The following is a 26,249-nucleotide window of genomic DNA, read 5'->3' on the forward strand; positions in this document are numbered from 1 at the left end:
TTGGGGCGTGTCGTGGCTACAGCCAGGCGAGTGCCGATTCAGCCAGTTCGCGCTCCTCATCGATCGCGACGTTCCATATGCTCGGCCCGCCCCCGCGGTCGATCCGCGTGGCTCCAGCATCGTTGACGTCAGGTGCCAGCGCCAGGCCGAGCCAGGCCAGTCGCGCGACGATGCGAGCCCGCAAAACCGGCGCGCGATGGCCGATGCCGCCGGAAAAGACGACATGGTCGAGACCGCCAATTGCCGTGGCCATGGCCGCGATGGACTGCGCAATCCGGACTGCAAAGAGCTCCACGGCAAGCTGGGCCTGCGGGCCGGGATCCGTCAGCAACACGCGCATGTCGCCATGGCCGGCGATTCCGGCAAGGCCTGCACTGCGGTACAGGCCGTTTTCAAGCGCCTGCGCATCCAGGCGTTCATGCCTCAGCAGATACAGCAACGCGCCGGGATCGAGATCTCCGGAGCGGGTAGGGCTCGGGATTCCACCCAGCGGAGTGAGCGCCATGGTGGTGTCGCGGCTGCGGCCGCCCTCGACGGCGCAGACGCTGCAGCCACCCCCCAGATGCGCGAAGACAGCGCGGCCCTTCAGGATTCCAGCGTCGTGGCTGGCCAATATGCGGAGCGCGGAGGCAAAGGCGAGTCCATGGAAACCGTAGCGGCGGATGCCCAGCGCATCCCATGCTTCAGGGACAGGCAAGCGCCGGCTCCAGGGCGCGAGCGACGCGTGGAAGTCGGTGTCGAAGGCCACGCCTTGGCGCGCGTGCGGCCAACGCAGGCGGGCGGCACGCGCGAACGCGAGGGCTACCGGCTGGTGCAAGGGTGCAAACGGCACCAATTCATCCAGTTTCGCGAGCACGGTTTCGTCGAGCTCGCGGGCGTCGTGCAGGTCACCGCCATGTACGATTCGGTGCACCACCACGTCGGGGCTGGGCCACGGCTCCGACAATGCCTCGAGCAGGGTGGCAAGGCGCTCCTGCGCATCCACGCCGACTGGAATTTCGGCCCGGGAGCGCTCGAGCAGACGAGACTGCGCGCCGTGTCCCTCAGTGTTGAACAGATAGGACGCGCCCTTGAGGGTGGACGAGCCAACGTTGAGTGCAAGAAGCCGGCGCGTGGTCACAGGTGTCCCCGAATCATGTTCATGGGGACCGCACCGCCCGGCGCAACAACTGCGCATTGATTGCCACAACGACGGTGCTCAGCGACATGAGCACTGCCCCAAGCGCAGGTTGCAGCAGGATCCCCCATGCGGCGAGAACGCCAGCGGCGAGAGGGATGGCGACGATGTTGTAGCCGGCGGCCCACCACAGGTTCTGGATCATCTTGCGATAGGTGGCCTTGCTCAATTCGATGATCGCTGGCACGTCGCGCGGGTCGCTGCGCACGAGTACGACGTCGCCGGCCTCGACCGCGACGTCCGTCCCTGTGCCGATGGCGATGCCGACGTCGGACGTGAGCAGCGCCGGAGCGTCATTGACACCGTCACCCACCATCGCGACGCGCTTGCCCTGGGCCTGCAGCTCCTCGATCTTTGCCACCTTGTCCTCGGGCAATACCTCGGCGAAGACGGTGTCGATGTTGAGTTCCTTCGCGACCGCGTTTGCGACCGCCGTGGAATCACCCGTCAGCAGGACAACCTCCAGTCCTTCGTCGTGCAGCCGCTTGACCGCGTCGAACGATTCGGGACGGATGGCATCCGCGATCGCAAATACGGCGAGCACCCGGTCGCCTTCAACCAGATAGGTTGCAGACTGACCATCGGCTGCCGCTGATTCGGCGGCCCGCCGAAGCGTCTCCGGCGGTTCGACGGCGAGCATTCTCAGGAGCCCCGGCCCGCCAACGTGAAGCGAGCGCTCCTCGACGACTGCGCGTACGCCGCGACCTGGCATGGACTCGAAGTCCTGCGACATCGGAACGTCGATGCCATGTTCCTTTGCGCTGGTCATCAGTGCCTGCGCGATCGGATGTTCGGCATCGCGCTGGACGGACGCGGCCACGCGAAGCACCTCGTCGTCGGTGAGTCCTTCGGCGGCGGTGGTCTTCACGACGCGATGGGAACCGAGGGTGAGCGTACCTGTCTTGTCGAACACGACCGTGTTCAGCAGACGGGCCTCTTCGAGGCCGCGTCGATCGCGCACGAGCAGGCCGTTCCGGGCGCCAATCGTGGTGGAAATGGCGGTCACCAGCGGGATGGCCAGACCCAGCGCATGGGGGCAGGCGATCACGAGCACGGTCACTACGCGCTCGATCGTGAAGCTCCACGGTCGACCGAGGAGCGGCCAGACGATGGCGGTGATGGCGGCGGAGACGATGGCGATGATCGTGAGGTAGAACGCCGCCCGGTCCGCCAGGGCCTGGGCACGCGAACGCGACGTTTGGGCCTGCTCGACAAGCCGCATGATGCCCGCGAGCGCGGTCTCGTCGCCGGTGCCTGTCACTTCGACCCGCAGCGAGCCTTGTCCGTTGACGGTGCCGGCGATCACCTGGTCGCCCGCCGACTTGTCCATCGGCTTGGACTCACCGGTGATCATCGCTTCGTTGACGGCGCTGGTGCCTTCCTTCACTACGCCGTCGGCGGGAATGCTCGCGCCGGGCCTGATGAGCAGCAGGTCGCCGCGCTTCAGTTCCGCGACAGGGACTTCCTTCGCGGTACCGGCCTCATCCAACCGCACCGCCATATCAGGCAGCAGCTTCGCGAGTTCCTTGAGAGCGCCCTGTGCCTGGTTGATCGAACGCATCTCGATCCAGTGGCCGAGCAACATGATCGCCACCAGCGTCGCCAGCTCCCACCACAGGTCCAAGCCCTCGACAACGCCGAGCGTGACCAACGCGCTGTAAAGGAAGGCGACGGTGATCGCAAGCGAGATCAGCGTCATCATGCCCGGCAGGCGATTTCTCAGCTCGTGGTATCCGCCGCGGAGGAACGGCGAGCCGCCGTAGAAGTACACGATCGTGCCGAACACCGCCGGGATGTACGCCGACCCCGGGAACTGTGGTGCGGTGTAGTCGAACCAATGCTGGATCATCCCGCTCCAGATCAGAGTGGGGATGGTCAGCAGCAGCGTGAACCAGAACTTGTCGCGGAAGCTCGCCACGCTGTGGCCGGCATGCTTGTCGTGCCCGGCATGGACGTCACCTTCAGCACCCGTGCGGGGATGCGGCGGTTGCTCGCCGTGCGCCTGATGATCTTGATGATGATGATTGCGTTGCGTCATGGGTCTGCCTTCCTGAATGCACTGATGCACCGGGCACCAGCGGGGAGATAGATCAGTGTTCTGTTACAAGTGTCCCGATCTGGCGATGGCCATCACCAGCCGCAGTGAGAGCAATCCCGCAGCAGCGAAGGCCACGATCGCCAGGAAAGGCATGTGACCGAACACTTGCGGGCCGTCGGAATGCAGGCTCAAGAGCGCACCGCTTACATACAGGCCCAAGGTGACCAGGGCCAACGCCAGTCGGTTGCCCGTGCGCGCGATTGCCTCCTGCGTGGAACTCAGGCCATGGTGGTGTACGGAGAAGGCGGGCCGCCCGTCGCTCAATTGCGCCTGTCGCAACAGGTCGGTCGCGATCTGTGGCAGCTGGCGCGCTGTGCGGGCCAGCCGCATGGCAAGCGGCCTGTTGCCGCCGGGGCGGCTGACTTCGGCAATGTCGGCGATCTCGGCCGCCTGCGCCGACAGCGTCCCCAGCAGGTCCAGATCCGGATCCAGTGCCCGCAGTGTGTTCTCGACCAGGAACAGCGTCCGGATCAGGGACAGCAGGTGGGCCGGGAGCCGGAACCCAGCGCCCTGCCCAATGCGTGCCACGCGCCAGATCGCCTCGGCAATGGACCATTCGGCGAGCGGGCGGCTGGCCATCTCGGCCAGGATCAGGTGGATCTCGCGCACATGCGAGCGTCGTTCGACCTGCGGCGGGAAGAAACCCAGGGCGATTGCCGCATCCAGCACGCCCTCGGCGTCGTCGGCCGCGATGGCTTCGACCATGCCGCCCAGCGCGAGCCGGGATGCCGGGTCGAGAACGCCGATCGAGCCGAAGTCATGCAGGCACAGGCGACCGTCATCGAAGAAGAACAGGTTTCCAGGATGCGGATCTGCATGGAATACGCCGGCGCCGAAAAACTGATGCACGTAGGCATCGAGCAGCGCCCGTGCCAGCGCGGGAGCGGCCGCTGTCCCGTAGGCGGCTTCCAGGCGGGTGCCGTGGCTTCGATCCTGGACCAGCACGTCGCGGGTGGCGTACGGCTCGACGACGTGCGGCTGGGTGATGCCGGGCAGCGCATCAAGCACCTTGGCCATGCGCCGCATGTTCTGCGCCTCGTGACGCATGTCGATTTCATCGCGCAGGAATGCGCCCAGCTCGTCCACCAGTTCGAGGGGGCGGTGTCGCTTCAGAGGCGGCCAGATCCACTGGGCTACGCGCAGCGTGCGTCGAAGCAGCCGCAGGTCAGCCTGCACTTGAGCGTGGATGCCGGGCCGGGTGACCTTGACGACCACGTCGCGACCGTCATGCATGCGTGCCGGATGGATCTGAGCCACCGACGCGGCGGCCAGCGGATGGTCATCGAAGCTGGCGAAAAGCTCTTCGACGGAGGCGCCGAACGCCTGCTCGACCATGTGTCTGGCCTGGTCAGCAGGAAATGCCGGCACGTCGCTGTGCAACCGCGACAATGCCTCGCGATAGGGCGCCGGCAGCAGGTCCCAGCGCAGGCTCAAACCCTGGCCCAGCTTGACGAAGGTGGTACCCAGCCCCACCAGGGTGGCGCTGACGTACGCGGGAAGCCGTTCGGGTCTGCGTTGGCGCAGGCGCAACACCGCGACCCCGAGAGTCAGTCCGGCCCAGGCGATCTGGCCTCCGCGGCGCACCGTGCCCGCCATCAGCGCGAGGTCCTGGCCGGCCGGCTCACGATGCCGGCCCCGCTTCCGCGCGCAGGATGGCGGTCGGATCGCCGCGACCATCCACGGCCGCCAGCTCCGCTTCGGACAGCAGGTTGTCGCGGGACTCGCCGAGGACGCCCGCAGCCGCGTCAACCACGTGCGCCCAGGTGCTGCGGTTGGCGAACAGCAGGCCCGGCACGTCCAGTGTGCCGCCCCGGTTGACGAAGCCCAGCGCCGCGGTGGTGGTGGGGCCGGTGTCGAGTCGGCGCAGCGCACCGAGGAAGGGCTCCGGACGGGTGTGGGTAACGAATACGCGCGGCCGGCCCACCGGAAACAGCGCTTGGACCGCACTGTCGGAGTGCACGTACCTTGCCTCCTCCGGATCGCGCGGGGCGCGAAATCGGCCGGGTTCGGCGAGATAGACGATCGCGGCCGACATTCCGCGTGCGGCCAGACGCGCCTGTGCGCGGCGCACTTCCTGCAGCTGGTACGCGCCGGTGGCCACCAGCAGGATCGCCGCCGTCTCCGGATCGCCGGCGAGGCATGTTGCGCCGGTCTCGGCCAGTGCCTGGGCCTGCTGCGGGGTCAGCTCATGAGGCACCGGACGCTTGGGAACGACCAGTGTGGTGACCGTGCCCCGTTGCGCGTAGGCGCGGGCGAGGGCGGCGGCAGCGCCATTGGCGTCCGGCGGGAACACCACGCGCGAAATGTCGGCCATTTCGCCCATGAGTGCCTCGGCCATGGTCGGATCCTGGTGGGACTGTTCGTTCTTCGCGTTTTCCCACGTGTGCGAGGTCAGCACCAGGGGCACGCCCAGCCAGCCGGGTGGGCGCCCGGCCTGGGCCTGGTGGCGGGCGAAGATCAGTTCCTGACGTACGGCGCCGAGCATCTTCGGTGCAAACGCCTCGTAGGTGACCACCAGGTTTAGCCCGCCCTTGTTGCCGAGCGCCGCGCAGACCACGGCTTCTTCGTTGAGCGCAGTGATGACCGCGCCGGTTGGCGATTCGGCGACGCCGGGCTCGGGCTCGTGCACCCGGTGCTTCATCGCGTCCAGGGTCCGGTCGAGCTTGTTGCTGCGCAGCTCATCGGGATTGCCCACGCGCACCCGCAGTCCCGGATTCGCCTCGGCGATGGCGACGAACTGCTCGTCGAGTGCGGTCATTGGCGAGCTCTCACCGCCGGCGCCGCGGTCGGCGATCGCCGGGACGCGGGGCGGTTCCACCTGGCGATCGGCCAGCGCATGGTCGCGCTCGCGCACCCGCTGCTGGAGATCGTGGCTGTTGAGTGCGGCAACGGCCTGCTCGAGCTCCGACGCGGCCACGAACAGCGCCGCTGCGCCTTCATTGAAGAGCGTGCGCGCCGCGGCATCCTTCGCCGGATTCCCCGGCAGCGGCAAGTTGTGCGAGGCGTTGGTCCCGGCGCCGGGGAAGCCGAAGCCCTTGACGGTTTCGGCGATGCCATAGGGCAGCCGCACGTCGGCGGGAACAGCGGCGCCCGCTTGCAGGCGCGACTCCATCACGTGGATGCCCCACGCGATGCTGGCCGGATCGCGCCCGTCCAGCGCGATCGGATCAAAGCCGTTCAATCGCAGGTGCCGGTCCAGCCACCGCTCGCCGCCCTGCTGGGTGATCTGGCTGCGCTGTTCGATGCGGCGCCCGTTGAGGATGATGATCGGGCTGACCAGTCCGCTGTCCTCGGCGCGCCACCAGCGTGGCGCCCAGTCGCTGCCACGCTGTTCCTCGAACGCACCGTCGCTGAGGAAGGCGACCAGGCGTTCATCCTTGAGCGGCGCATGCACGTACTGCAGCTCGGCAAAGCCGAGATAGCCGCCTTCCATCACGCCCCCGGCGGTGTGCGCATTGACGTGGGAGCCGAGGGGCGACGCCGGCGTTCCGTCCGGATTGAGGGTGTAGGCATAGAAGTCGCTTACGAACCGGCTCAGCCCTTCGCCGGTGCGGTCGTAACGTTCGGCGTGCCGGTCGGTCATGTTGCCAACCAGCACGTTCAGCGCGTCGATGGCGGCCACGCAGTGCCCCTGGCCCATCATCCACGCGCGGGTGACGCCATCCAGGGAATCCATCAGCAGGTAGCCGGCGTAGGCGGGCACCATGTTGAGGGACCCGCCGGTGTGGCCTTCAGGCGTGGTCTTGAAATCATCGACCTCCAGGGCCGCGCCGTCGGTACGAACGCGCTGGCTGTAGGTCATGTGCGCCACCAGCCACATGCCGGCGCTGGTGACGCGGTCGGCCGCGGCGAGCCGCTGCCATGCGGTGCCGGCATCCGGCGTGCGGCCCAGGGCGACCAGCGCGTGCACCATCTGGCGGACCCGGAGCTGGGTAAGCGGGTCATGTCGGATCACCCCGTAGCCGGCCGCCCAGTGGGCGAACGCGGGATCGGCCTGCCGGTGGGCGTCGGCGAGTTCAAGGATCCGCTGGCGCTCGGCGGCCGACAGCTGGTCGGCGGTGCAGCAGTTGAGATGCAGGTTCATGGGTCCTCCGGGGAATCGGTCGAAGCGGTCATCAGGGTCGATGCCGCGGCGGCGAGGTCCGCACCCAGCGCGATGGCGTTGGAGGGGTGGGAAATGGTGTCAGTGCTGACGATGCGGGCCAGGCCCGCCTCCTGCAGGCGGGCATAGGCGTCGCCTGCGAACACCGGATGGATGGCGACCAGCAACGGCGACGGCAACGACAACCGGCGCAGGTGTGCGAGGGTCTCCAGGATCGTGTGGCCGGACGACACGATGTCGTCGATCAGCACCGGAGTCCGACCAGCCACGGCTGCCGGGTCGGGCAGGCTGACGCGCACGTCGTAGTCGCCGTGCCGCTCCTTGGCCAGCACCTGGTAGGGCATGCCGGACAGGGCGGCGATGTCCGCTACCCACTGCTCGCTCTCGCTGTCAGGGCCGATCAGCACAGCGTCGGGGACGGTCTCAGCGATCCAGCGGGCCACGGCCGGCGTCGCCGATACGTGGACCGTCGGAATGCGGTAGAGCGACTGCAGGCGCTCGACGCGGTGCAGGTGCGGGTCCACGGTCACCAGCCAGTCGAAAGCCTCTTCGAGGAATTGTGCAAACAGCGGTGTACTGACCGCCTCGCCGCGATGGAAGCGGGTGTCCTGGCGCATATACCCCAGGTAGGGTGCGATGAGGCCGACCGAACGAGCCCCGAACTCGCGCGCGGTCCGGGCGGCGAAGCGCAACGGGAGGGCCGTGGCATCGGCGTTGCGCAGGCTGGCCAGGAGCGCCACATCGGCTCCGGCCAGTGCGTCGTCCAGGGTGACCAGCGACTCGCCATCTGGGAAGTGCCGCCAAGCCACGGGTGCAATGCGCGCCTGCAGGGGCTGGTTGATGTTGCCGGCCAACACTGCATCGGCCGGGAAAGGCATCAGCACACGGGTCATGGAACCTCTCCAAGCACAAAAGGTTGCAGCGTCACGGCGTGCTCCAGGGCGTAGGCCAGTTCTCCCGGCGACTCCGCATGCAGGGTGAGCAGAGGTTGTCCCCGCTCGACCGTATCGCCGATCCGCAGACCGGTTTCGAGGCCGGCGGTGGGGGATGTCGGTGCGCCGGCCAGCTTGGCCAGTTTGGCCAGCCTGCGGTTGTCGATCACCGCGATCCGACCCGATGCGGTTGCCGGGACGTCGGCGGTGAATGCTGCCCGCCGCGGTTCGCGGAAGCCTCCCTGGGCCTCGCAGATCGCCAGGAACTTGGCCAGCGCCCTCCCGGAATCCAGCACGCTGCGCGCGCGCTCCAGTCCGGTGCCGGCGCTGCTGCCCGGTGCCATGTCCAGCAGCGCCGCCGACAGCGCAAGCGCGCGTTCGCGCAGGTCGGCCGGTGCGTCGGTGGCGTTGCGCAGCACCTTGAGCACATCGTGCGCCTCGAGCGCCGGGCCGATGCCCCGACCCACCGGCTGGGTGCCGTCGGAGCGATGGATGGCCAGCTGCAATCCAAGCGCGCTGGCGGTGTGTGCAAGCCGCGAGCCGAGGCTGTCGGCCGCAGCCTCACTGCGCACCTTGGCGGTCGGACCCACCGGCATGTCGATCAGGACGTGGGTTGAACCCGCGGCGATCTTTTTTGACAGCACGCTGGCCACCAGTTGGCCGTCGCTGTCGAAATCCAGCGGGCGCTGGACCCGGATCAGGATGTCGTCGGCCGGGCTCAGGCGCACGTTGCCGCCCCAGACGATGCAGCCGCCCTCGCGCTCCACCACCCGCCGCATCGCCGCCAGGTCGAGCGCCACCGGCGCCATCACTTCCATGGTGTCGGCGGTGCCCGCGGGCGACGTGATCGCGCGCGAGGACGTCTTCGGGATGCGGTAGCCCAGCGCAGCCACGATGGCCACCACGATCGGCGTGGTGCGATTGCCGGGCAGGCCGCCGACGCAATGCTTGTCCAGCACCGGCCCATCGCCCCAATCCAGGCGCTGGCCAACGGCGATCATGGCCCGTGTCAGCGAGGTCGTCTCGGCGTTGTCGAGGCGGTCGCCCGCGCTGGCCGTGACGAAAGCGGCAAGCTCCAGGTCCGACAGCCTGCTTTCCATCACGTCCTGCACCAGGGCGAGGTACTGCGCGTCGTCCAGCCGTGCCCCGAACACCTTGGCGCGGATCGCGCCTGCCGACGACGCGGGTTCCGCATGCCGCACCCGGGCGAGGGCATCGCGCATGGGATCGAGGAGCGTCCACGCGGCCTCCGACAGCGCCACCTCGTCGAGGCCGAGCCGATCGTCGACGACCACGTTCAGCGTCGCCACCAGCGTGCGCGCGCCGACGTCCAGCCTCACGCGCGTCATCGCGGCAAAGCCTTCCGAGCGGCAGACTTCGCAGTCACGGTGCATATAGACCACCGGCTGCTGGTAGGTGTCGATGCCGGCACGGGTGACGCGCAGGCGGGTGTGGCCTGGGGCCTGCGTGGTCATCTCGCATCCTCCAATCCGACTTGCTCCAGGTGCTCCGGCACGCGCGCACGCCAGCCCAGTTCACGCTGCACGCGCGCGCGCAGTGTGTCGGCTGCATCGGGCTCGCCATGGGTGAGGTACACCACGCGCGGCGCGGACGGCGCGGTGCGCATCCAGTCCAGCAACTCCCCGGCGTCGGCGTGGCCGGAGAAGCCTTCCAGCTGCACCACTTCAGCGCGGATGGGGACCTCGCGGCCGAACATGCGCAACGTGCGCTTGCCTGCCGCCAGCGCGGCACCGCGTGTTCCTCCGGCCTGGTAGCCCGCGAGCAGGATCGCGTTGCGGTCATCGGGGCCGAACGCCTCGATGTGGTGCAACACGCGCCCGCCGGTGATCATGCCGCTGGCCGAGATGATGATCATCGGCCCGCGCTGGCGGTTGAGCGCCTTCGACTCTTCTACAGTGTTGACGAAGGTGGCCACGTCGAACATCCGCTGGCAGTCCTCTTCGGACACGTGGTGCTCGGAATGGTGGGCGTGGTAGTGCCGGGTCGCGTTGATTGCCATCGGGCTGTTGAGGTAGACCGGCACGCGAGGGATGTCCTTGCGCTCGCGCAACCGGGCGATATGCAGCATGAGCGCCTGGGCGCGACCGATGGCAAAGGCCGGAATGACGATTACGCCCCCACGGGCAGCGACGCGGCGGATGATGGGGGCCAGCTCCGCCTCCTGGTCGATCGGAACGTGTTCCCGATTGCCATATGTGGATTCGCAGACCAGTACGTCACAGGCGGGCAGGGGCGTTGGCGGGTTCATCAGAGACTCCTGCTGCCGTCCCAGGTCGCCGCTGAAGTGCAGGCGCTGCCCCTGGACATCCAGGCTGACGTGGGCGGCGCCCAGGATGTGGCCTGCGGGGTGGAAGCGCACCGTGAAGCCGGGCGCGACCTCGATGTCGCGTTCATGGTCATGTCCCTTGAGCTGCTTCAGGCTGCGGCGGGCGTCCTCCTCGGTGTAAAGCGGTCGAGGTTCCTTGTGCTTGGAGTACCCCTTGCGGGCTGCGTATTTCGCCTCTTCTTCAAGCAGGTGCCCGCTGTCGGGAAGCAGCAGGCCACACAGGGACACGCTGGCGTGGGTGCAGTGGATCCAGCCGCGGAATCCCTGTTTGACCAGCGCGGGCAGGTAGCCCGAATGATCCAGATGGGCGTGGGTCAGGACCACCGCGTCGATGGACGCCGGATCGACTGGGAACGGTGCCCGGTTGCGGTCGCGCAGCTGCTTGTAGCCCTGGAAGAGACCGCAGTCGACCAGCACGCGCTGGCCATTGGCCTCGACCAGGTAGCGCGATCCGGTGACGGTACCGGCGGCACCGAGGAACTGCAGCGTCGGGCGGGAAGTCGAGGTCATGATGAGCTCCGGTTCTGGCAGGAAGTGATGGCGGACAGCGGGCACACGTCCGACGCAGATCGCGCCGGACGCGTGGCTTGCTCACGGTCGAATCAGCTCGACGATGTCATTGACCTTGGGCTTTCCGGAGATCACTTCAGCCTCTGCGTAGTGGTCGTCGAACAGCCCGGTGATGCGCACCTGACCGACGGCTTCCCGGCGAAAGCGCGGCCCGATATCCCGGGGACCGCGGTTACGGCGCTTGTGCCGGATCACATCCAGCACCTGGTCGACCTGGGCTCCGTCGGCCTTGCCGACGCAGACCACCAGTGTGTCGTCCTGCGTCTCCAGAACCTGGCCGCGCATCAACACGTTGTGGCGGAACCCGCCTTCGCTCGCGGAAGCAGCCCCCGGCAGTGCGAAGGAGAAGGCAAAGGCGCCCGCCAGCGCCAGCGCGGCGAACCAGCGATTGGGATTGGTGCGTGGGCCAGCAAAACAGGCGGCATGTGTGACGTTGTTCATTGTGTGGACTCCTTGAATGGATGTGAGGCGAAACAGCGAGGCTGCGAGAGCACAAAGGGATGGAACACGACGGTCGGCCTTCATCGGACTTCCCCCGCCGATCGGACAGGACCGCGCCGGCGTCGCGGTATGAAGGCCGGCACCTCCTGCATGTAGCTCACGTAGTCCTCGCCGAAGCGGCTCAGGCAATCTCTCTCCTCACGACGCGCGAGGCGGGCATAGGCCCACACCAGCACCGGATAGCTGGCGAGCGTGAGCAGCGTGGGCCACTGCAGGAGGAAACCAGTCAGTACGAGTACGAAGGCGACGTACTGCGGGTGACGCATGCGTGCATACACGCCCTCCCGGGCAAGCCGACCCTCACGCTGTGCCCGATACAGCACGGGCCAGGCTGCCGACAGGAGCCAGAACCCGCCGCCGATCAGGATGAAACTCGCCAGGTGGAATGGACCGAAATGCGGATTGGCGCGCCAGCCGAACCACATCTCCAGCAGATGGCCGGCGTCGTGGCTGAGCCAGTTGACCTGCGGATAGTTGGCGCTGAGCCACCCGCCCAAGACGTACAGCGTCAGCGGGAAGCCATACATTTCCGCGAACAGGGCCACGACGAAGGCGGAGAACATCCCGAACCCGCGCCAGTCCCAACGGGTCAGCGGTTTGTAGAAGCTCCAGGCGAAGAAGATGAAGAACGCGGCGTTGATGGCGGCGAGGAGCCAAAGACCGTAGCCGGAGTCAGGTGCGTGCATGTCGGTGTCCTTCGTTCGAGGTGTCGGACGTTTCGTCGTTCCATGCCCGGTTCCGACGGCTCTGATGGTGGCCATGGGGTGGGTCGTCGGCATTGCCGTCGCGCCCATGACTTCCGTCGCCTCCATGACCGCCATGCCCTTTGTGCATGAACACATGCATCAAGGGACACAGCAGCAAGATGGCCAGCGGCAGCCAGCGGAGCGTCCCCGCAAGGTGGGCGCGGTGCTCGACGCCGAGATAGAACAGGGCCAGCGCCAGGAAGATCCAGAAGACCCAACGTCGGGACCCTGAGGTGGCAGGACCAGGAACAGTCATGGCAAGTTCTCCTGAGTGGGGCGGCGTCCAAGGAGTCGCCCCGGGGTGGACCTGACGAATCCGCCGCCCTCAGCGGCGGCAACGGATTCGATCAATGCGCAGACATCGTCGCCAGTCGGGATGGAGTCCGGCAGCGAAGTCCAGGCGTGGACGGCATGCTCCATCCGCCCGTGCATGGCCAGCAGGTTGTCCAGTTGCTGGCGGGTGTCTTCGAGTCTGCGTCGGATGATGTCGCGCACCAGCGGGCAGGGACTCCTTCGCAGAACACTGTGGCGGACGATTTCCTCGATCTCCGCCAGCGTGAAGCCGAGCTGTTGGGCGGTGCGAATGAAGCGCAGGCGCTGGAGCTCCGAAGCCGAGAACAGCTGGTAGCCGCTCTCGGTGTGCCTCGCCGCCTGCAGCAGGCCGCGCCGCAGATAGTTGCGCACCACATGCACCGTGACGTCGCCCTGTCGGGCCAGCTGGCGGACCGTCATCAGCGGCGGCGCGACTTCGTCTTTGGCCGTCATTGGCGTACTCCCGGCAAGGTGTTGATCAGGCTAGACCTGTGTCTCGCACGCAGGTCAAGCCGCCCTGGGGCGGACGGAGCCAGTAACGCGTGACCTCGCCGCGAACGGACGGATGTTCTCGTCCGTACGTGCGCGGACAATCCGTTCTTACTTGCGTTGAACGTGCGCCACATCACGGCACTTCAACGGTCAGCGCGGCGGATGCCGGCGCCTTCCTGGCCAGCTGCCGCTGCTTGATCAACGAGTACAGCGCCGGGATCACGACCAGGGTCAGCACCGTGGACGACACCATTCCGCCCACCATCGGCGCGGCGATGCGGCGCATGACCTCGGAGCCGGTGCCGCTGCTCCACATGATCGGCAGCAGGCCCGCCATGATCGCGACCACGGTCATCATCTTCGGGCGTACGCGGTCGACCGCGCCTTCGATGATGGCCTCGCGCAGGTCCCGTGCATCCAACGCCCGGCCTTCGGCCTGCCTCTGCGTGGCACGCGCTTCAAGTGCGTGGTCGAGGTAGATCAGCATCACCACGCCGGTTTCCGCGGCGACGCCGGCCAGCGCGATGAAGCCCACGATCACCGCGACGCTGGTGTTGTAGTCGAGCATCCACATCAGCCAGATGCCACCGACCAGTGCGAAGGGCACCGACAGCATCACGATCAGCGACTCGGTGACACGGCGAAAGTTGAGGTACAGCAGCAGGAAAATCAGCGCCAGCGTCACCGGAACGACGACACGCATCTTCTCCGCGGCACGTTGCATGTATTCGTACTGTCCACTCCAGGTCACGTAGTAGCCAGGCGGGAACTGCACCTGCTCGGTGACCGCTTCCTGCGCAGCCTTCACGTAGCGGCCGAGATCGCTCTCGCGGGTATCGACGTAGATGTAAGCCGCCAGCATCGCGTTCTCGGTGCGGATGCTCGGCGCCCCCTTCCTGACCTCGATCTGCGCCAGTTCGCCGAGCGGCACCTGGGCGCCGCCGGGAACCGGCACCAGGACCTGGCTGCCGATCCGGTGCGGATCGTCGCGCAGCTCGCGCGGGTAGCGCACGATCGCGCTGAAGCGCTCGCGGCCCTGGAGGATGGTGGTGACGATCTCGCCGCCAAGCGCGGCCGCCACCACGTCCTGCACCTCGCCCAGGGTCACGCCGTACTGGGCCAGGCGCCCCAGGTCGGAGGTGATGTCGAGGTAGTAGGCGCCGGTCAGGCGCTCGGCGAACGCGCTGGTCGTCCCCGGCACCTCACGCACCACCGCTTCGATCTCGGTGGCCAGCGCGTCCAGTTGCTCCAGGTTGCTGCCGAAGAGCTTGATGCCCACGGGCGTGCGGATGCCGGTGGCCAGCATGTCGGTGCGCGCCTTGATCGGCATCGTCCAGGAGTTGGCGACGCCCGGGAACTTCAGCGCCGCGTCCATCTCGGCGATGAGCTTGTCGGTGGTCATGCCGTCCCGCCATTCGTCCTCGGGCTTGAGGTTGATGACGGTCTCGAACATCTCCAGCGGCGCCGGGTCGGTGGCGGTCAGGGCGCGACCCGCCTTGCCGAACACCGACTCCACTTCCGGGAAGCCCTTGATGATCCGGTCCTGCTGCTGCAGCAGCTCCGATGCCTTGGTCACCGACATGCCGGGAAGCGACGCGGGCATGTACAGCAGCGTGCCTTCGTTGAGCGTGGGCATGAACTCGCTGCCCAGGCGCGATGCAGGCCACAGGCTGGCAAACAGGGCGACCAGCGCGAACATGACTGTGGCCATGCGGTGCCGCAGAACGACGTTGATCACCGGCCGATAGGCCGCAACCAGGAACCGGTTCACCGGATTCTTGTGCTCGGGCACGATCTTGCCGCGCACGAACAGCAGCATGAGTACCGGTACCAGCGTGATCGACAACAGCGCGCCACCGGCCATCGCGAAGGTCTTGGTGAATGCCAGCGGCTTGAACAGGCGACCTTCCTGAGCCTCCAGGGCGAACACGGGCAGGAACGAGACGGTGATGATCATCAGGCTGAAGAACAGCGCCGGCCCGACCTCGCGACAGGCATCGATGATCAGCTGGGTCCGGCTGCGGGAGCCGTCGGAGCGCTCGATGTGCTTGTGCGCGTTCTCGATCATCACGATCGCCGCGTCGACCATCACGCCAATCGAGATCGCGATGCCGCCCAGGCTCATGATGTTGGAGTTCATGCCCAGCATGCGCATCGCGATCACCGCGATCAGCACGCCGACGGGCAGCATGACGATCGCGACCAGCGCGCTGCGCGCATGGAACAGGAATACCAGGCACACCAGTGCGACGATCAGGCTCTCCTCGAGCAGCGTCGTGCGTAGCGTCTTGATCGCGCGCACGATGAGATCGGAGCGGTCGTAGACCGCCTGGACGCTGACGCCCTCGGGGAGTCCACTCGCAAGCTGGGCGATCTTGTCCTTCACCCCCCCGATCACGGCCAGGGCGTTTTCGCCGAAGCGCGCAATGACGATCCCGCCCACAACGTCGCCTTCGCCGTCCAGGTCGACGATGCCACGGCGCTCATCGGGTACCAGTTCGACCCGGGCGACGTCGCCGATCAGCACCGGTGCGCCCCCTTCGGCGCGCAGAACCAGGCTCTCGATATCCTCGATACCGCGCAGGTAGCCGCGGCCCCGCACCATGTACTCGGTCTCGGCCATCTCGATCACGCGGCCGCCGACGTCGCGGTTGCTCTCGGCGATCACCTCGGACACGCGTGAAATCGGGATGTCGAACTCGCGCAGCCGGACCGGATCGACGGTGATCGAGTACTGGCGCACGAAGCCGCCGACGCTGGCGACCTCGGCCACGCCGGGCGCGGTGGTGAGCTGGTAACGCAGGTACCAGTCCTGCATCGCGCGCAGCTCGTCCAGCGAGTGGCGGTCGCTCTGCAGCACGTACTGGTAGACCCAGCCCACGCCGGACGCGTCGGGTCCCAGTGCCGGTGCCACGCCAGCCGGCAGGTTTTTCGATGCGACGTTGAGGTTCTCGAGCACGCGCGAGCGCGCCCAGTACAGGTCCGTGCCTTCTTCGAAGATGACGTAGATGAAGGAGGCGCCGAAGAACGAGAAGCCGCGGACGTCCTTCGACTTCGGCGTCGCGAGCAGGGCGCTGGTCAGCGGATAGGTGACCTGGTCCTCGACCACCTGGGGCGCCTGCCCCGGGTACTCCGTGAACACGATCACCTGCACGTCCGACAGATCCGGTTGTGCGTCCAGCGGCGTGTTCATCAGTGCGTAGATGCCACCGGCGACAATCGCCAGCGCCATCAGCAGCACCAGGAAGACGTTGCGCACCGACCATTCAACGAGACGGCCAAGCATGTCAGTGCCCCTCGTGGCTGGTGGCGGGAGCAGGTGTGCCGTGGTCGTTCATCGTTCCATGGTCGCCATGGCTGTCATGGCCGTCGGACGCGCCAGGATCGCTGGCGGCAGCCGGTGGATCTCCCGATGTCGCCGGTATGGCATGGCCTGCGTGGGGATCAGCGACCTCGTCAACATGACCTGCGTGCGGATCGACGGCGTCCTCACCGTGCCCGGCGTGTGGATCCTCAGTGGTGCCCGAAGGCGCGCCGTGTCCTGCATGACCCTCAAGCCCCTGGAGTGCCGACTGCAGGTTGCTTTCGGCGTCGATCAGGAAGTTGGCGGAGACCACGACCTGTTCGCCTTCGGCGATCCCGTCGAGCACTTCGATGCGATCGCCGCCACGGCGACCCAGGGTGACGTCGCGCGGTGCGAACCGGCCGGGGCCGGTCTCGACCAGCACCACCTGGCGCGTGCCGCTGTCGAGCACGGCCGAGCGCGGAACGGTCAGGACCGGTCCGGACCCCGGCTCCTCGAGCAGCACCGTTCCGTAGAGCCCTGGACGCAGATCGCCGGCCGGGTTGGGCAGCGCGATGCGCACGTCCACCGTGCGGGTCATGGCATCGATGATGGGCTGCACGAAGGCGACTTCGCCCTCGGCCACCTGGCCAGGCAGGGCCACGGTTTCAAAGCGTGCGGGCTGGCCGGGCTGGATGCCCGCGGCCTGCGCCGCGGGCACCTTGGCGATCACCCACACCGTCGACAGGTCCGCCAGGCGCAGGATGGTTTCGCCGGGCTCGAAGCGTGCGCCCTGGACCACCGGCTTCTCGATCACGACCCCGTCCGCGGGCGCGGTGAGCACCAGCCCCGTCTTGCCGAGTTGCGCGTCGCTGATTTCCCAGTTGCGCAGGCGGGTGCGGGCGGCATCGCGCAGCCGGATCATTGACGCCGCGCTCGCGGGGTCGGACGCCGCCAGCCTGCGGGCGGTCTCGTCGGCCAGCCGGTATTCCTGCTGCGCCGCGGCCAGCTGCGGGCTGTAGACGGACAGCAGCGGTTGCCCCGCGCGGACCCGCATTCCGGTCTGGTTCGCGTACAGCCGCTCCACCCAGCCTTCGAAGCGCGGCGCGATCGCGTACTGCCGGGTCTCGTCGACTTCGACCGTGCCGCTGGTGCGCACGATGGCGGACAGGGCGCCGCGCTTGACCGCTTCGGTGCGCACGCCCAGCGCCTGCACCTTGTCGGGTGGCATCACCACCGTTCCCGGCGCCGCGGCAGGCGCGTCGCCGGCGTAGACCGGAATGTAGTCCATGCCCATCGGGTCCTTCTTCGGCACCGGCGAGGTGTCCGGAAGGCCCATGGGATTGCGGTAATAGAGCACCTTGCGTTCCGCGGCCGGCGCTTCGGCGGACGTGGCTGCGCTCGGAGCATCGTTCGTCGCGCGGCCGGCCATCCAGCCGACGGCGAGGGCGGCGAGTGCGACGCCGATGGCGAGCGACAGGGTCTGGACACGGGTCATCGGATCTCTCCTTCGACGGCGCGCACGGCGGCGGCGCCCAACAGTTCGTCACGCAGTGCATCGAGCCGTGCGAGGTCGGCGCCCTGCCATTCATTGAGTGCTTCCAGCAGCGTCCCGAAGTCGACTTCGCCGACCTGGTAGCTGGCCAGCGCGGACTGCCAGGTGGCGTCGGCCTGCGGCAGCAGCGTGTTCTCGATCAGCTCGCGGCGCTCGCGTGCGCTGGTCCACTGCGCCCAGGCAGAGGCGCCGCGTTCCTCGACGGCCCGCAGCGTGGCGTCCATCCGCGCCAGCGCCGCTTCTTCGAGCAGGCGCGATTCGCGCTCGCGTTCGCGGCGTGCACGCTGCTGGAACGGGATCTCGACCTCGAGCATCAGCTCGGTGCTTTCGAGGCCGTTGCCGAGCTGCATCGCACCCACGCCCAGGGTGATGTCCGGAAAGCGGTTGCGACGCTGCAGCACCACGTTCGTGCGCGCCGCCTCGGCGCGGGCCTGCTGCGAGCGCACCGCGGGATGCGCATCGGCGTCATCCAGTGCCTCGGCAAGCGAGGCGCTGTGGACGGCGAGGCGCGGCGCCTCGCCGGGAGTCGCCAGCGGTGCATCGGACCGGCGCCCCAGCACCGCGTTCAAGGTGGCGGCCGCCTCCTGCTTGGTCGCGAGGCGTTCGATCCGCTCGCGCTGTAGGCTGGTCTGCTCGACCTGGGCGCGGATGGCATCCTGCTGCGCCGCGCGACCCAGGGCGTAGCGCACGCCGGCTATTTCCTCGACCTGGCGGAGCAGGGCGATGCGGCGGTCGAGCACGGCCACGGCCTGATCGGCATGCCAGTAGCGCACGTACGCCGCTTCAGCCTCTGCCAGCAGGTCGCGCGCCGCGGTGATGCGGTCAAGCCCGACCGCGACCGCGTCCTGGCTGGCCGCGGTCCGCGCCAGACCACGCTTGCCCCAGAGCGGGAAGCGCTGGCGCAGCGCGTAGTTCACCTCGCGCTCGGCACCGGCGGTGCGCCAGGGCTTGTCCGGATCGAGGCCGCGGAATCCAACCGAGGCCATCGGATCGGGCAGGGCACCTGCGGGAAGGATCCTCGCTTCGGCGGCCTGGGTTTCGAAGTCCATGGCCCGCAGCTCGGGGTTGTGTTCCAGAACCCAGGTGCGGATCGACTCGAGGCTGTGCCCCGGGATGGGTTCGGTGGCGGTCGCGGGCAGCGCCAGCGTCCACAAGCCGCCGGCGAACACGCAGGCAAGCAGGTGCCGGAGCAGTGGCCGACGGCGGAACAGCGGGTAAGGGTGCAGGCGCCTGGCCTGCATCGGGTCGAACAGGGATGCCATATCAGTGTCCTTGGGCCGACACGACGCAGGTCGCTCGGACGAGGCAGGAACACATGCCGTGACGCGCACGGCACGAACGCACAGCACTGCGCCGCACCGGTGTGCGGAGCAGTCAGCGTCCGGGCATCAGATCAGCAGGAGTGCCGCGGGATGGGCGGTGGGGCGGTGCCAGGCGGGCCTGGGTGGCGAATCCACCCATGTGGACGTGACACCCGGTGCACCATCCCCACTCTCGGCGACTGCGAACCAGGAGAACCATGCTCCGACAAGGAGCGGCGGAATCGAGGGGATGCGCCCACTGTCCGCCGAGATGCCACCCTCGGTGCAGTGCGCGTCGCACAGGGCCTTGCTCGCCGAGGGGAGCTCGGCATCGCAAGCGTGGCCATGGTCGTGTCGGGTGTCGGTGGCGGCAGCGACAAAAGCCGCCGGCGTACCTGGGAGATCCAGGCACTCGCCATGGCCGGCCAAAGCGAACTGGGACCAGAGCAGCGCCGCCATCGCGAGGAGGGCGGTGCGCTGGAACCAATTCCGATGGCGGATGCGGACCATGACTTGAGCTTACCTCTTACCAGGACCGATGCAATTGACTCAAGTCAATCCCTGGCGAGGCCCAAGGTACGGTCCCGCACGGGTGCCGTCGGCGAGGGCGGTACGGCGGCCGACTTGGCCAGGCGAAGTGCATTGGCCACCACCGATACCGAACTCAAGCTCATTGCCAGCGCCGCGACCATCGGGCTCAGCAGGATCCCGAACGCGGGATAGAGCACCCCGGCCGCGACCGGAACCCCCAGCGCGTTATAGATGAACGCGAAAGTGAGGTTCTGCTTCATGTTGGCCACGGTGGCCTGGGAGATCTTCCGTGCGCGCAGGATGCCGCGCAGGTCGCCCTTGACCAGGGTGATCTGGGCGCTCGACATCGCGACGTCGGTGCCCGTGCCCATGGCGATGCCGACGTCGGCGGCGGCCAGCGCCGGCGCGTCGTTGATGCCGTCGCCCGCCATCGCCACCCGCCGGCCTTCGCGCTTGAGGCGCTGCACCAGCTCGGCCTTGTCCTCGGGGCGGACTTCGCCATGCACCTCGTCCAAGCCCAGCTCGGTGGCCACGGCACGTGCGGTGGTGAGCCCGTCGCCGGTGGCCATGATGATGCGCAGCCCGGCTGCGTGCAGCTCGTTGACGGCGGCGGCGGCCGAGGCCTTGATCGGGTCGGCGACCGCGACCAGGCCTGCCAGGCGCCCGTCCACGGCCAGGAACATGGCGCTCGAGCCCTCGCGGCGCATCCGCTCGGCCACGTCGACATGCGCGCCAGGATTGGCGCCCAGATCCTCCATGAGCGCGGTATTGCCCAGCGCCAGCGCGTGGCCGGCCACGGTCCCGCGCACGCCCATGCCGGTCACCGAGTCGAAGTCCTCCACGCGGTCGAACTCGAAGTTCCGGCGCCGGGCCTCGGCCACGATGGCATCGGCCAGCGGATGCTCGCTGCCCTGGTCCAGGCTGGCCGCCAGGTGCAGCACCTGGTCGGCGTCGAAGCCCTCGAAGGCCACGACTTCCTTGAAGGCCGGGCGCCCTTCGGTGAGCGTGCCGGTCTTGTCGACGATCAGGGTGTCGATGCGGCGCATGTGCTCGATGGCCTCGGCATCGCGGAACAGCACGCCCACCTGCGCCGCCTTGCCCGTGGCGACCATGATCGACATCGGCGTCGCCAGGCCCAGCGCGCAGGGGCAGGCGATGATCAGCACCGAGACCGCGTTCAGGATGGCAAAGGTCCAGGCCGGGTCCGGGCCGAAGAAGCCCCAGATGAAGAAGGTGGCCACCGCGATCGCCAGCACTGCGAGCACGAACCAGTAGGCGACGGTATCAGCCATCCGCTGCATCGGCGCGCGGGAGCGCTGCGCCTGCGCGACCAGCTGCACGATCTGCGACAGCACCGTATCGGAACCCACCTTGGCGGCGCGGATCACCAGTGCGCCAGTGCCGTTCTGGGTCGCGCCGATGACCTGGTCACCCGCGGTCTTCTCGACCGGAATCGGCTCGCCCGTGAGCATCGACTCGTCTACGCTGGAGCGGCCTTCGACTACTTCGCCATCCACCGGCACCTTCTCGCCCGGGCGCACGCGCAGGCGGTCGCCGACGTGCACGTGGGTCAGCGGGATGTCTTCCTCGGAGCCGTCGGCATTGACCCGCCGGGCTTCCTTCGGCGCCAGGCCAAGCAGGCCCTTGATCGCCGCCGAGGTTTTCGAGCGCGCCCGCAGCTCCAGCATCTGGCCGAGCAGGGTCAGCGACACGATCACCGCCGCCGCCTCGTAATACACGCCGACGCGCCCGTGCTCATTGAACGAGGCCGGGAACAGCCCCGGTGCGAGCGTCGCCACAAGGCTGTAGCCAAAGGCCGCCGCGACGCCGATCCCGATGAGCGTGAACATGTTCGGGTGGAGGTTGCGGATCGACTGCACGCAGCGTTCGAAGAACGGCCAGCCGGCCCACAACACGACCGGCGTGGTCAGCACCAACTCGACCCAGGTCTGGACGTGGATCGACAGCGGCAGGATCTGTACGCCGCCCAGTTCGACGCTCGGGAGATGCCGGCCGAACATGGCCAGCACGAGCGTCACCGCCGTCAGCGGAAGCGTCCACCAGAAGCGCCGACTGAAGGCGACGAGCTCCGGGTTCTCCTCGTCGTCAAGCCCGGGCATCTCCGGTTCCAGAGCCATGCCGCAGAGCGGGCAGGTACCGGGGTGGTCCTGGCGGACTTCGGGATGCATCGGGCAGATGTACATGGCGCCCGGAACCGCGGCTGCAGGCTCGATCGGCCCAGGTGCGAGGTACTTCCCGGGGTCGGCAACGAACTTCGTGCGGCAACCGGCCGAGCAGAAGTGGTACGTCGTGCCGGCGTTTACGGCGTGGTGGGGCGAGGTCTTCGGATCGACGTTCATGCCGCAGACCGGATCCTTCACCGTTCCGGGAGGCGCGGAGGGCGGACCGCCTTCAGGCGCTTGCCCGGCAGTGCTGCCGCCATGTCCGTGTGCCTGCTGATGTGTGTGCGTGTTCATGCGTCTTCCTTCGACAAGGCACCCAGGATCGGGCAGTCCTGGATGCCGCCGTGACCCGGGCAGGCAGTGACCAGTTGGCGTAGCCCATCGCGAATGCGTGTGAGTTCATCCAGCTTGCGCTCGACGTCGGCGAGGCGTGCCGCCGCCGACGCGCGCACCGCCGCCATGTCCTCGCCAGACCGCCCGGAGAGCTGCAGCAGCTCGCTGATCTCGCGCAGCGTGAAGCCGAGCGCCTTGGCGCGACGCACGAAATGCAGGCGCGCCACGTCGGCGTCGCCGTAGGATCGATATCCCGAATTGCGACGGGCAGGGGCGGGCAGGATGCCGTGGCTCTCGTAGTAGCGGATCGTGTCGATGGGCACGTGTGTCCGCTTGGCGAGTTGACCTATCTGCATGGTGGGCGCTCCGCTAGACCAGATTCCGAGTGTGTGCCCTTGACCATGGTCCAGAGTCAAGTGGTGGTGGCCCTCGCGCTGATGCCCGTTGCCTTCGGTGCCAGCCTCGAGCTGCCGTATGGATTGCAACCGCTACACAGGACTGAGCGTCCCGAGCACTGAAACAACAATCAGGATCAAGATGGCCAGCGCGGCCTCAGCCGTAACACTCTGCCGCAAAGCCCGCACCTCCTGCGCGGGATCTCCGCTGGTCAGCGCCCGTCCCAGGCGCGGCACCAGCGTCCATCGGTGCAGCGCTCCCAAACCCAGCATTCCGCCGAACAGAGCCAGTTTGAACAGCAGCAACTTCCCGTAGGTGCTCTGAAACAGGGCCGAAAACGACCACGCGGTGAGATCCCCGTAGTGCACGATGCCGGACACGACGAGCGCAGCAACGAAAATCGTTCCCAGCGTCGAAAATCCATGCAGAAAGTCATGCGTTGATCGCAGACGCCCGCTGCCGGAGGCCTCCTTGCCGCGCAGGAGCATCCCCAGGAACATCAGGACCGCTGCGATCCAGCCGCCTGCCGCAAGAAGATGGACAAGGCCCGCAGCAAGCCGGACCGCGCCTGCCACGCCCTCACCAGCGGCCGCGTGGCCGTTCCATGCCAGAGAAGCGAGTGCGCCGCCCGCCAGCGCCACCGCCAGCGGGAAGGCGGGCTCCACCTTCCCGCGGCGACGATGCCATCCAAGCACAAACATCAGGGCGAGCAGCAGCGCGCCTCTCGCCATCGCTGCCCGGCCCGCGGACGTCTCGAGCAGATACCAGCCAAGCGATCCGCGATCAACGTCGGCGACCGGCATTCCCATGATGCCCGCGGTCTTGAAGACGACTTCGGCCCCGGTGAGCACGAGACCGACGGTGGCACTCACCAACAGAACGCCCATAAGTGGCCATCCGGCCAGGGCATCGGTGAGTGCCGCTCGACGCGAACCGTACCACCCGAGCAATGGGACCCCGAAAAGAACCATGAGGGCTAGGTATTCCAGGAACCTCACTGCATAAGCCGACAGGTCGAGCATTTGTGGCTCCTCAGCGCACCGTGAAGCTGAAACTGCCCGTCATGGGGTGGTTGTCGCCTCCCACGGCGCGGTATTCCACGGTATAGACGCCCGGAGCCAGCGGCTGGGGCAACTTGGCACGCAGGGTCTTGCCGTTGTTGACGATCTCGGTCGTGAAATTCTCGATCGGCATGGTGGAACTGCCGTGCTTCATGAGCAACTTGAGACGCGACGCCCGCGGAATCAATGTTTCGTTGAATACGAGATCGATCTGGTCTGGCGAGGCCACCACCGCATTTGCCGCCGGTGTGGACTGCTGCAGCGCGGCGTGGGCGTGCGCGATCTGCAGGGAGAACTGCCCAGCCGCAATCGCGAGGACGAGCGCGAAGGACCGAAGGACGTTTGATGATTTCATAGGGATAAATCCTCATTGCGAATGTGATGCTAAGCCCCGTTGGGGGCCGTGCTGTGTTGGACCCGACATGCGTTGGATGTCGGGCTGTCACCGAAAACACGGTTGGTCAGCTTTGATATTGCAGATGAGGATCCCGCCTGCTCAGGCGGGATCCTCGACGCGTCAAGCCGCCATGGCGCTGCAGCTTTCCGCGCAACGGCGACAAACTTCGGCGCAGCGCGCCATCTCCGGGTCGTTCATGGCGTCGCATGCATCGGCGCACTGGCGGCAGACCTCCGCGCAGGCACCGCAAACCACGTCGTGAACGCTGGCACCGCGCAGCATCGCGTCGGCACTGGTTGCGCAGATATCGGCACACGTCGCAAGGAGTGCGATGTGCTCCGGGGCCGCGTGGGCACCTCCTTTGGTCAGGCAATAGTTGATGGTCTCCAGGCAGATCTCATGACACTGCGTGCAGTTGTCGATGCACTCGTTCATGGCCTGGGACCGGTGTGCCGCGGAATGGTGGGTCATGTGGTTCTCCTTCTTCCTCGCGGACGAGAATCGGCGCGCCCGCAACACCGCCCCCTGTTCCTGCACCGGATCAGTGCTGTGCGAACGGTTCAGTGGTTCCGTCGTGACGGACCAGCTCGACCGTGTACGGCTGTTGTCGCCCGGCAGGGACCTCCATGCCCGGCGAGCCGAGCGGCATTCCCGGCAGGACCAGGCCGCGTGCGTCCGGCTTTTCTTCGAGGAGGCGCTTGATGTCCTCGGCCGGGACATGGCCCTCGATGAGGTATCCGCCGACCTCGGCCGTGTGGCAGGAGCCCTTTGCATAGGGGACACCCAGGCGCTCCTTGACCGGACCCAGGTCATCCATGTCGTGCACATCCACGGTGAAGCCCGCCTTCTGCACGTGGTCGACCCAGCTACCGCAACACCCGCAGGTCGGAGTCTTGTGGACGGTCATGCGTGGCAGGGCAGCGGGAGTGGTGTCGGCTGTTTCAGAGACGACCTGTGCAGCGGGTGCGATGGTGGATTGCGCGGGTGTATCCGCCTGGGTGCAGGCACCCAGGCCGGCGACCGCAAAAGCCGCCCACGCCAGTCGATTCAATCTGCAGGCTTTCATTTCCGGTTCTCCGCTCAGCGCCTGGTCCGCGAGGACCAGTGGATGTGGACGATCCGCCAGCCGTCGGCGGTCTGCTTCAGCACCATCGTCTCGGTGCTCTGGACGGTCAGTGGCTGGCCGTCCTTCTGGGCGTGCAGCTCGCTTTCGGTTCCGACCCACGCGAACTCGCCAGCGGTTCGTGCACGCTGACGGAGCAGCTGGCGATGGGCGCCCTTGAGGAACGCCGCATCGCTGACTGCGTGATGGCCCATGTATTCCTCGCGGCTGCGTTCTGCACCTCCGGACTCGAGGATGAGAACGTCGGCAGCGAGCAGGGCTTCGACCGTGGCCAGGTCGCCGCTGGAGAGGGCGGCGTTGAAGCGCTCCGCCACGTCGACGGCGGCCTTCGCGGCGGCCGGCACGTCGACGTCCGCCGCTGCCGCAGCGGCGGGGTGATGTGCATGCGACTGTGCCGTCTGCGCCATTGCGGGCGACACCATTGCCAGCATCAGCGCGAGGCCAGACGAAATTGCTGTTGCATTCATTGTTCAACTCCAGGTTTTCAGTGAGTGTGCGCAGGGCCGTCTTCGGCCTCGGTCATATGGGGTGAAGGTGGAGACTGCACTTTGCCATCGGCATGGCGATGCTCTACCGCGCGGACTTCTGTGTCGGTAACACGCTTTCCGTGGTCATCGTCCATACCCGGCGACTGCGCGTGCGGCATCGCGTCGCTCCCGGCTGTGGGCTGGGCAGGGTGATCCTCCGTCGCCGCCTCGTCATGGTCGTCGTCGTGTGTCTCGCCGCCGCCATGCGCGTGGCCTTCGCTGCTGTCGACCAGTTCCCTGTATGCAGCCGCGTCGAGCGTGGGCAGCACCTGCAGGAACGCG

At 67.5% G+C, this 26,249-nt stretch carries 21 protein-coding genes and 1 pseudogene; all 22 read right to left on the reverse strand.

Translation table 11 applies throughout. The features are described from left to right. Window positions 1–16: 16 nt before the first annotated feature. Window positions 17–1,120 (reverse strand): acetate/propionate family kinase, encoded by a 1,104-nt coding sequence (locus tag Z164_RS0106650; protein ID WP_024889936.1) that lies wholly within the window; start codon window positions 1,118–1,120, stop codon window positions 17–19. Window positions 1,121–1,139: 19 nt separating this feature from the next. Further along, window positions 1,140–3,215 (reverse strand): heavy metal translocating P-type ATPase, encoded by a 2,076-nt coding sequence (locus Z164_RS0106655; RefSeq protein WP_236621761.1) that lies wholly within the window; start codon window positions 3,213–3,215, stop codon window positions 1,140–1,142. A 63-nt stretch (window positions 3,216–3,278) separates the two neighbouring features. Beyond that, on the reverse strand, window positions 3,279–4,871 hold the full coding sequence (locus Z164_RS0106665) for an ABC1 kinase family protein (protein ID WP_024889938.1): 1,593 nt from the start codon (window positions 4,869–4,871) through the stop codon (window positions 3,279–3,281). A 25-nt stretch (window positions 4,872–4,896) separates the two neighbouring features. Then, complete coding sequence (locus Z164_RS0106670) at window positions 4,897–7,359, reverse strand: phosphoketolase family protein (RefSeq protein WP_024889939.1); 2,463 nt, start codon at window positions 7,357–7,359, stop codon at window positions 4,897–4,899. Then, window positions 7,356–8,270 carry a ribose-phosphate diphosphokinase gene (locus Z164_RS0106675; protein ID WP_024889940.1) on the reverse strand — a complete coding sequence of 305 codons (915 nt, stop codon included), beginning with the start codon at window positions 8,268–8,270 and terminating at the stop codon, window positions 7,356–7,358. The genes Z164_RS0106670 and Z164_RS0106675 overlap by 4 nt, the downstream gene beginning before the upstream one ends. After that, the gene (locus tag Z164_RS0106680; RefSeq protein ID WP_024889941.1) at window positions 8,267–9,784 is read right to left on the reverse strand and encodes a thymidine phosphorylase family protein; all 1,518 of its coding nucleotides are present in this window, start codon (window positions 9,782–9,784) and stop codon (window positions 8,267–8,269) included. Before Z164_RS0106680 ends, Z164_RS0106675 begins: the two co-directional genes overlap by 4 nt. After that, the gene (locus Z164_RS0106685) at window positions 9,781–11,166 is read right to left on the reverse strand and encodes an MBL fold metallo-hydrolase RNA specificity domain-containing protein (RefSeq protein WP_024889942.1); all 1,386 of its coding nucleotides are present in this window, start codon (window positions 11,164–11,166) and stop codon (window positions 9,781–9,783) included. Before Z164_RS0106685 ends, Z164_RS0106680 begins: the two co-directional genes overlap by 4 nt. Window positions 11,167–11,247: 81 nt before the next feature. Continuing rightward, window positions 11,248–11,667, reverse strand: coding sequence for a hypothetical protein (locus Z164_RS0106690; protein WP_024867875.1), 420 nt, complete (start codon window positions 11,665–11,667; stop codon window positions 11,248–11,250). Window positions 11,668–11,747: 80 nt separating this feature from the next. Next, the gene (locus Z164_RS0106695) at window positions 11,748–12,413 is read right to left on the reverse strand and encodes a methyltransferase family protein (protein WP_024889943.1); all 666 of its coding nucleotides are present in this window, start codon (window positions 12,411–12,413) and stop codon (window positions 11,748–11,750) included. Further along, window positions 12,400–12,729 (reverse strand): DUF2933 domain-containing protein, encoded by a 330-nt coding sequence (locus Z164_RS23540; protein WP_081759952.1) that lies wholly within the window; start codon window positions 12,727–12,729, stop codon window positions 12,400–12,402. Before Z164_RS23540 ends, Z164_RS0106695 begins: the two co-directional genes overlap by 14 nt. Next, window positions 12,726–13,238: a MerR family transcriptional regulator gene (locus Z164_RS0106705; RefSeq protein WP_200911324.1), complete on the reverse strand. Its 513-nt coding sequence runs from the start codon at window positions 13,236–13,238 to the stop codon at window positions 12,726–12,728. The genes Z164_RS23540 and Z164_RS0106705 overlap by 4 nt, the downstream gene beginning before the upstream one ends. A 172-nt stretch (window positions 13,239–13,410) precedes the next feature. Then, window positions 13,411–16,563 (reverse strand): efflux RND transporter permease subunit, encoded by a 3,153-nt coding sequence (locus tag Z164_RS0106710; RefSeq protein WP_024889945.1) that lies wholly within the window; start codon window positions 16,561–16,563, stop codon window positions 13,411–13,413. Window position 16,564: 1 nt separating this feature from the next. Then, on the reverse strand, window positions 16,565–18,058 hold the full coding sequence (locus Z164_RS0106715; RefSeq protein WP_019398949.1) for an efflux RND transporter periplasmic adaptor subunit: 1,494 nt from the start codon (window positions 18,056–18,058) through the stop codon (window positions 16,565–16,567). Further along, complete coding sequence (locus tag Z164_RS0106720; RefSeq protein WP_024889946.1) at window positions 18,055–19,377, reverse strand: TolC family protein; 1,323 nt, start codon at window positions 19,375–19,377, stop codon at window positions 18,055–18,057. The genes Z164_RS0106715 and Z164_RS0106720 overlap by 4 nt, the downstream gene beginning before the upstream one ends. A 593-nt stretch (window positions 19,378–19,970) precedes the next feature. Beyond that, window positions 19,971–22,307: a heavy metal translocating P-type ATPase gene (locus tag Z164_RS0106730; protein ID WP_201769573.1), complete on the reverse strand. Its 2,337-nt coding sequence runs from the start codon at window positions 22,305–22,307 to the stop codon at window positions 19,971–19,973. A 113-nt stretch (window positions 22,308–22,420) separates the two neighbouring features. After that, a complete protein-coding gene (locus Z164_RS0106735) occupies window positions 22,421–22,819 on the reverse strand; it encodes a heavy metal-responsive transcriptional regulator (RefSeq protein ID WP_024889948.1) in 399 nt (132 codons plus the stop codon). 132 nt (window positions 22,820–22,951) lie between these two features. Beyond that, a complete protein-coding gene (gene copD / locus Z164_RS0106740) occupies window positions 22,952–23,881 on the reverse strand; it encodes a copper homeostasis membrane protein CopD (protein ID WP_024889949.1) in 930 nt (309 codons plus the stop codon). A 10-nt stretch (window positions 23,882–23,891) separates the two neighbouring features. Further along, the gene (copC, locus tag Z164_RS0106745; RefSeq protein WP_024889950.1) at window positions 23,892–24,275 is read right to left on the reverse strand and encodes a copper homeostasis periplasmic binding protein CopC; all 384 of its coding nucleotides are present in this window, start codon (window positions 24,273–24,275) and stop codon (window positions 23,892–23,894) included. A gap of 162 nt (window positions 24,276–24,437) precedes the next feature. Next, window positions 24,438–24,788 (reverse strand): four-helix bundle copper-binding protein, encoded by a 351-nt coding sequence (locus tag Z164_RS0106750; protein ID WP_024889951.1) that lies wholly within the window; start codon window positions 24,786–24,788, stop codon window positions 24,438–24,440. A gap of 70 nt (window positions 24,789–24,858) precedes the next feature. Continuing rightward, entirely contained in the window at window positions 24,859–25,383 is a 525-nt protein-coding gene (locus Z164_RS20155) for a DUF411 domain-containing protein (RefSeq protein WP_024889952.1), read from the reverse strand. A gap of 14 nt (window positions 25,384–25,397) precedes the next feature. After that, the gene (locus Z164_RS0106760) at window positions 25,398–25,907 is read right to left on the reverse strand and encodes a nuclear transport factor 2 family protein (protein ID WP_024889953.1); all 510 of its coding nucleotides are present in this window, start codon (window positions 25,905–25,907) and stop codon (window positions 25,398–25,400) included. A gap of 17 nt (window positions 25,908–25,924) precedes the next feature. Beyond that, a pseudogene (locus Z164_RS21825) lies at window positions 25,925–26,249 on the reverse strand (c-type cytochrome); the annotation flags it as partial.

It is taken from the genome of Luteimonas huabeiensis HB2, assembly GCF_000559025.1.
Lineage (GTDB): Bacteria > Pseudomonadota > Gammaproteobacteria > Xanthomonadales > Xanthomonadaceae > Luteimonas > Luteimonas huabeiensis.

What these genes read in the sequence shown, in the direction of transcription:
- Z164_RS0106685 (WP_024889942.1), bottom strand. Translation starts at nt 11,166, where the DNA reads ATGACCTCGACTTCCCGCCCGACGCTGCAGTTCCTCGGTGCCGCCGGT.
- copD (WP_024889949.1), bottom strand. Translation starts at nt 23,881, where the DNA reads ATGCTCGACCTGTCGGCTTATGCAGTGAGGTTCCTGGAATACCTAGCC.
- Z164_RS0106730 (WP_201769573.1), bottom strand. Translation starts at nt 22,307, where the DNA reads ATGAACGTCGATCCGAAGACCTCGCCCCACCACGCCGTAAACGCCGGC.
- copC (WP_024889950.1), bottom strand. Translation starts at nt 24,275, where the DNA reads ATGAAATCATCAAACGTCCTTCGGTCCTTCGCGCTCGTCCTCGCGATT.
- Z164_RS0106655 (WP_236621761.1), bottom strand. Translation starts at nt 3,215, where the DNA reads ATGACGCAACGCAATCATCATCATCAAGATCATCAGGCGCACGGCGAG.
- Z164_RS0106720 (WP_024889946.1), bottom strand. Translation starts at nt 19,377, where the DNA reads ATGGCATCCCTGTTCGACCCGATGCAGGCCAGGCGCCTGCACCCTTAC.
- Z164_RS0106695 (WP_024889943.1), bottom strand. Translation starts at nt 12,413, where the DNA reads ATGCACGCACCTGACTCCGGCTACGGTCTTTGGCTCCTCGCCGCCATC.
- Z164_RS0106690 (WP_024867875.1), bottom strand. Translation starts at nt 11,667, where the DNA reads ATGAACAACGTCACACATGCCGCCTGTTTTGCTGGCCCACGCACCAAT.
- Z164_RS0106715 (WP_019398949.1), bottom strand. Translation starts at nt 18,058, where the DNA reads ATGACCCGTGTCCAGACCCTGTCGCTCGCCATCGGCGTCGCACTCGCC.
- Z164_RS0106760 (WP_024889953.1), bottom strand. Translation starts at nt 25,907, where the DNA reads ATGAATGCAACAGCAATTTCGTCTGGCCTCGCGCTGATGCTGGCAATG.
- Z164_RS0106735 (WP_024889948.1), bottom strand. Translation starts at nt 22,819, where the DNA reads ATGCAGATAGGTCAACTCGCCAAGCGGACACACGTGCCCATCGACACG.
- Z164_RS0106665 (WP_024889938.1), bottom strand. Translation starts at nt 4,871, where the DNA reads ATGGCGGGCACGGTGCGCCGCGGAGGCCAGATCGCCTGGGCCGGACTG.
- Z164_RS0106750 (WP_024889951.1), bottom strand. Translation starts at nt 24,788, where the DNA reads ATGACCCACCATTCCGCGGCACACCGGTCCCAGGCCATGAACGAGTGC.
- Z164_RS0106675 (WP_024889940.1), bottom strand. Translation starts at nt 8,270, where the DNA reads ATGACCCGTGTGCTGATGCCTTTCCCGGCCGATGCAGTGTTGGCCGGC.
- Z164_RS23540 (WP_081759952.1), bottom strand. Translation starts at nt 12,729, where the DNA reads ATGACTGTTCCTGGTCCTGCCACCTCAGGGTCCCGACGTTGGGTCTTC.
- Z164_RS0106680 (WP_024889941.1), bottom strand. Translation starts at nt 9,784, where the DNA reads ATGACCACGCAGGCCCCAGGCCACACCCGCCTGCGCGTCACCCGTGCC.
- Z164_RS0106710 (WP_024889945.1), bottom strand. Translation starts at nt 16,563, where the DNA reads ATGCTTGGCCGTCTCGTTGAATGGTCGGTGCGCAACGTCTTCCTGGTG.
- Z164_RS0106670 (WP_024889939.1), bottom strand. Translation starts at nt 7,359, where the DNA reads ATGAACCTGCATCTCAACTGCTGCACCGCCGACCAGCTGTCGGCCGCC.
- Z164_RS20155 (WP_024889952.1), bottom strand. Translation starts at nt 25,383, where the DNA reads ATGAAAGCCTGCAGATTGAATCGACTGGCGTGGGCGGCTTTTGCGGTC.
- Z164_RS0106705 (WP_200911324.1), bottom strand. Translation starts at nt 13,238, where the DNA reads ATGACGGCCAAAGACGAAGTCGCGCCGCCGCTGATGACGGTCCGCCAG.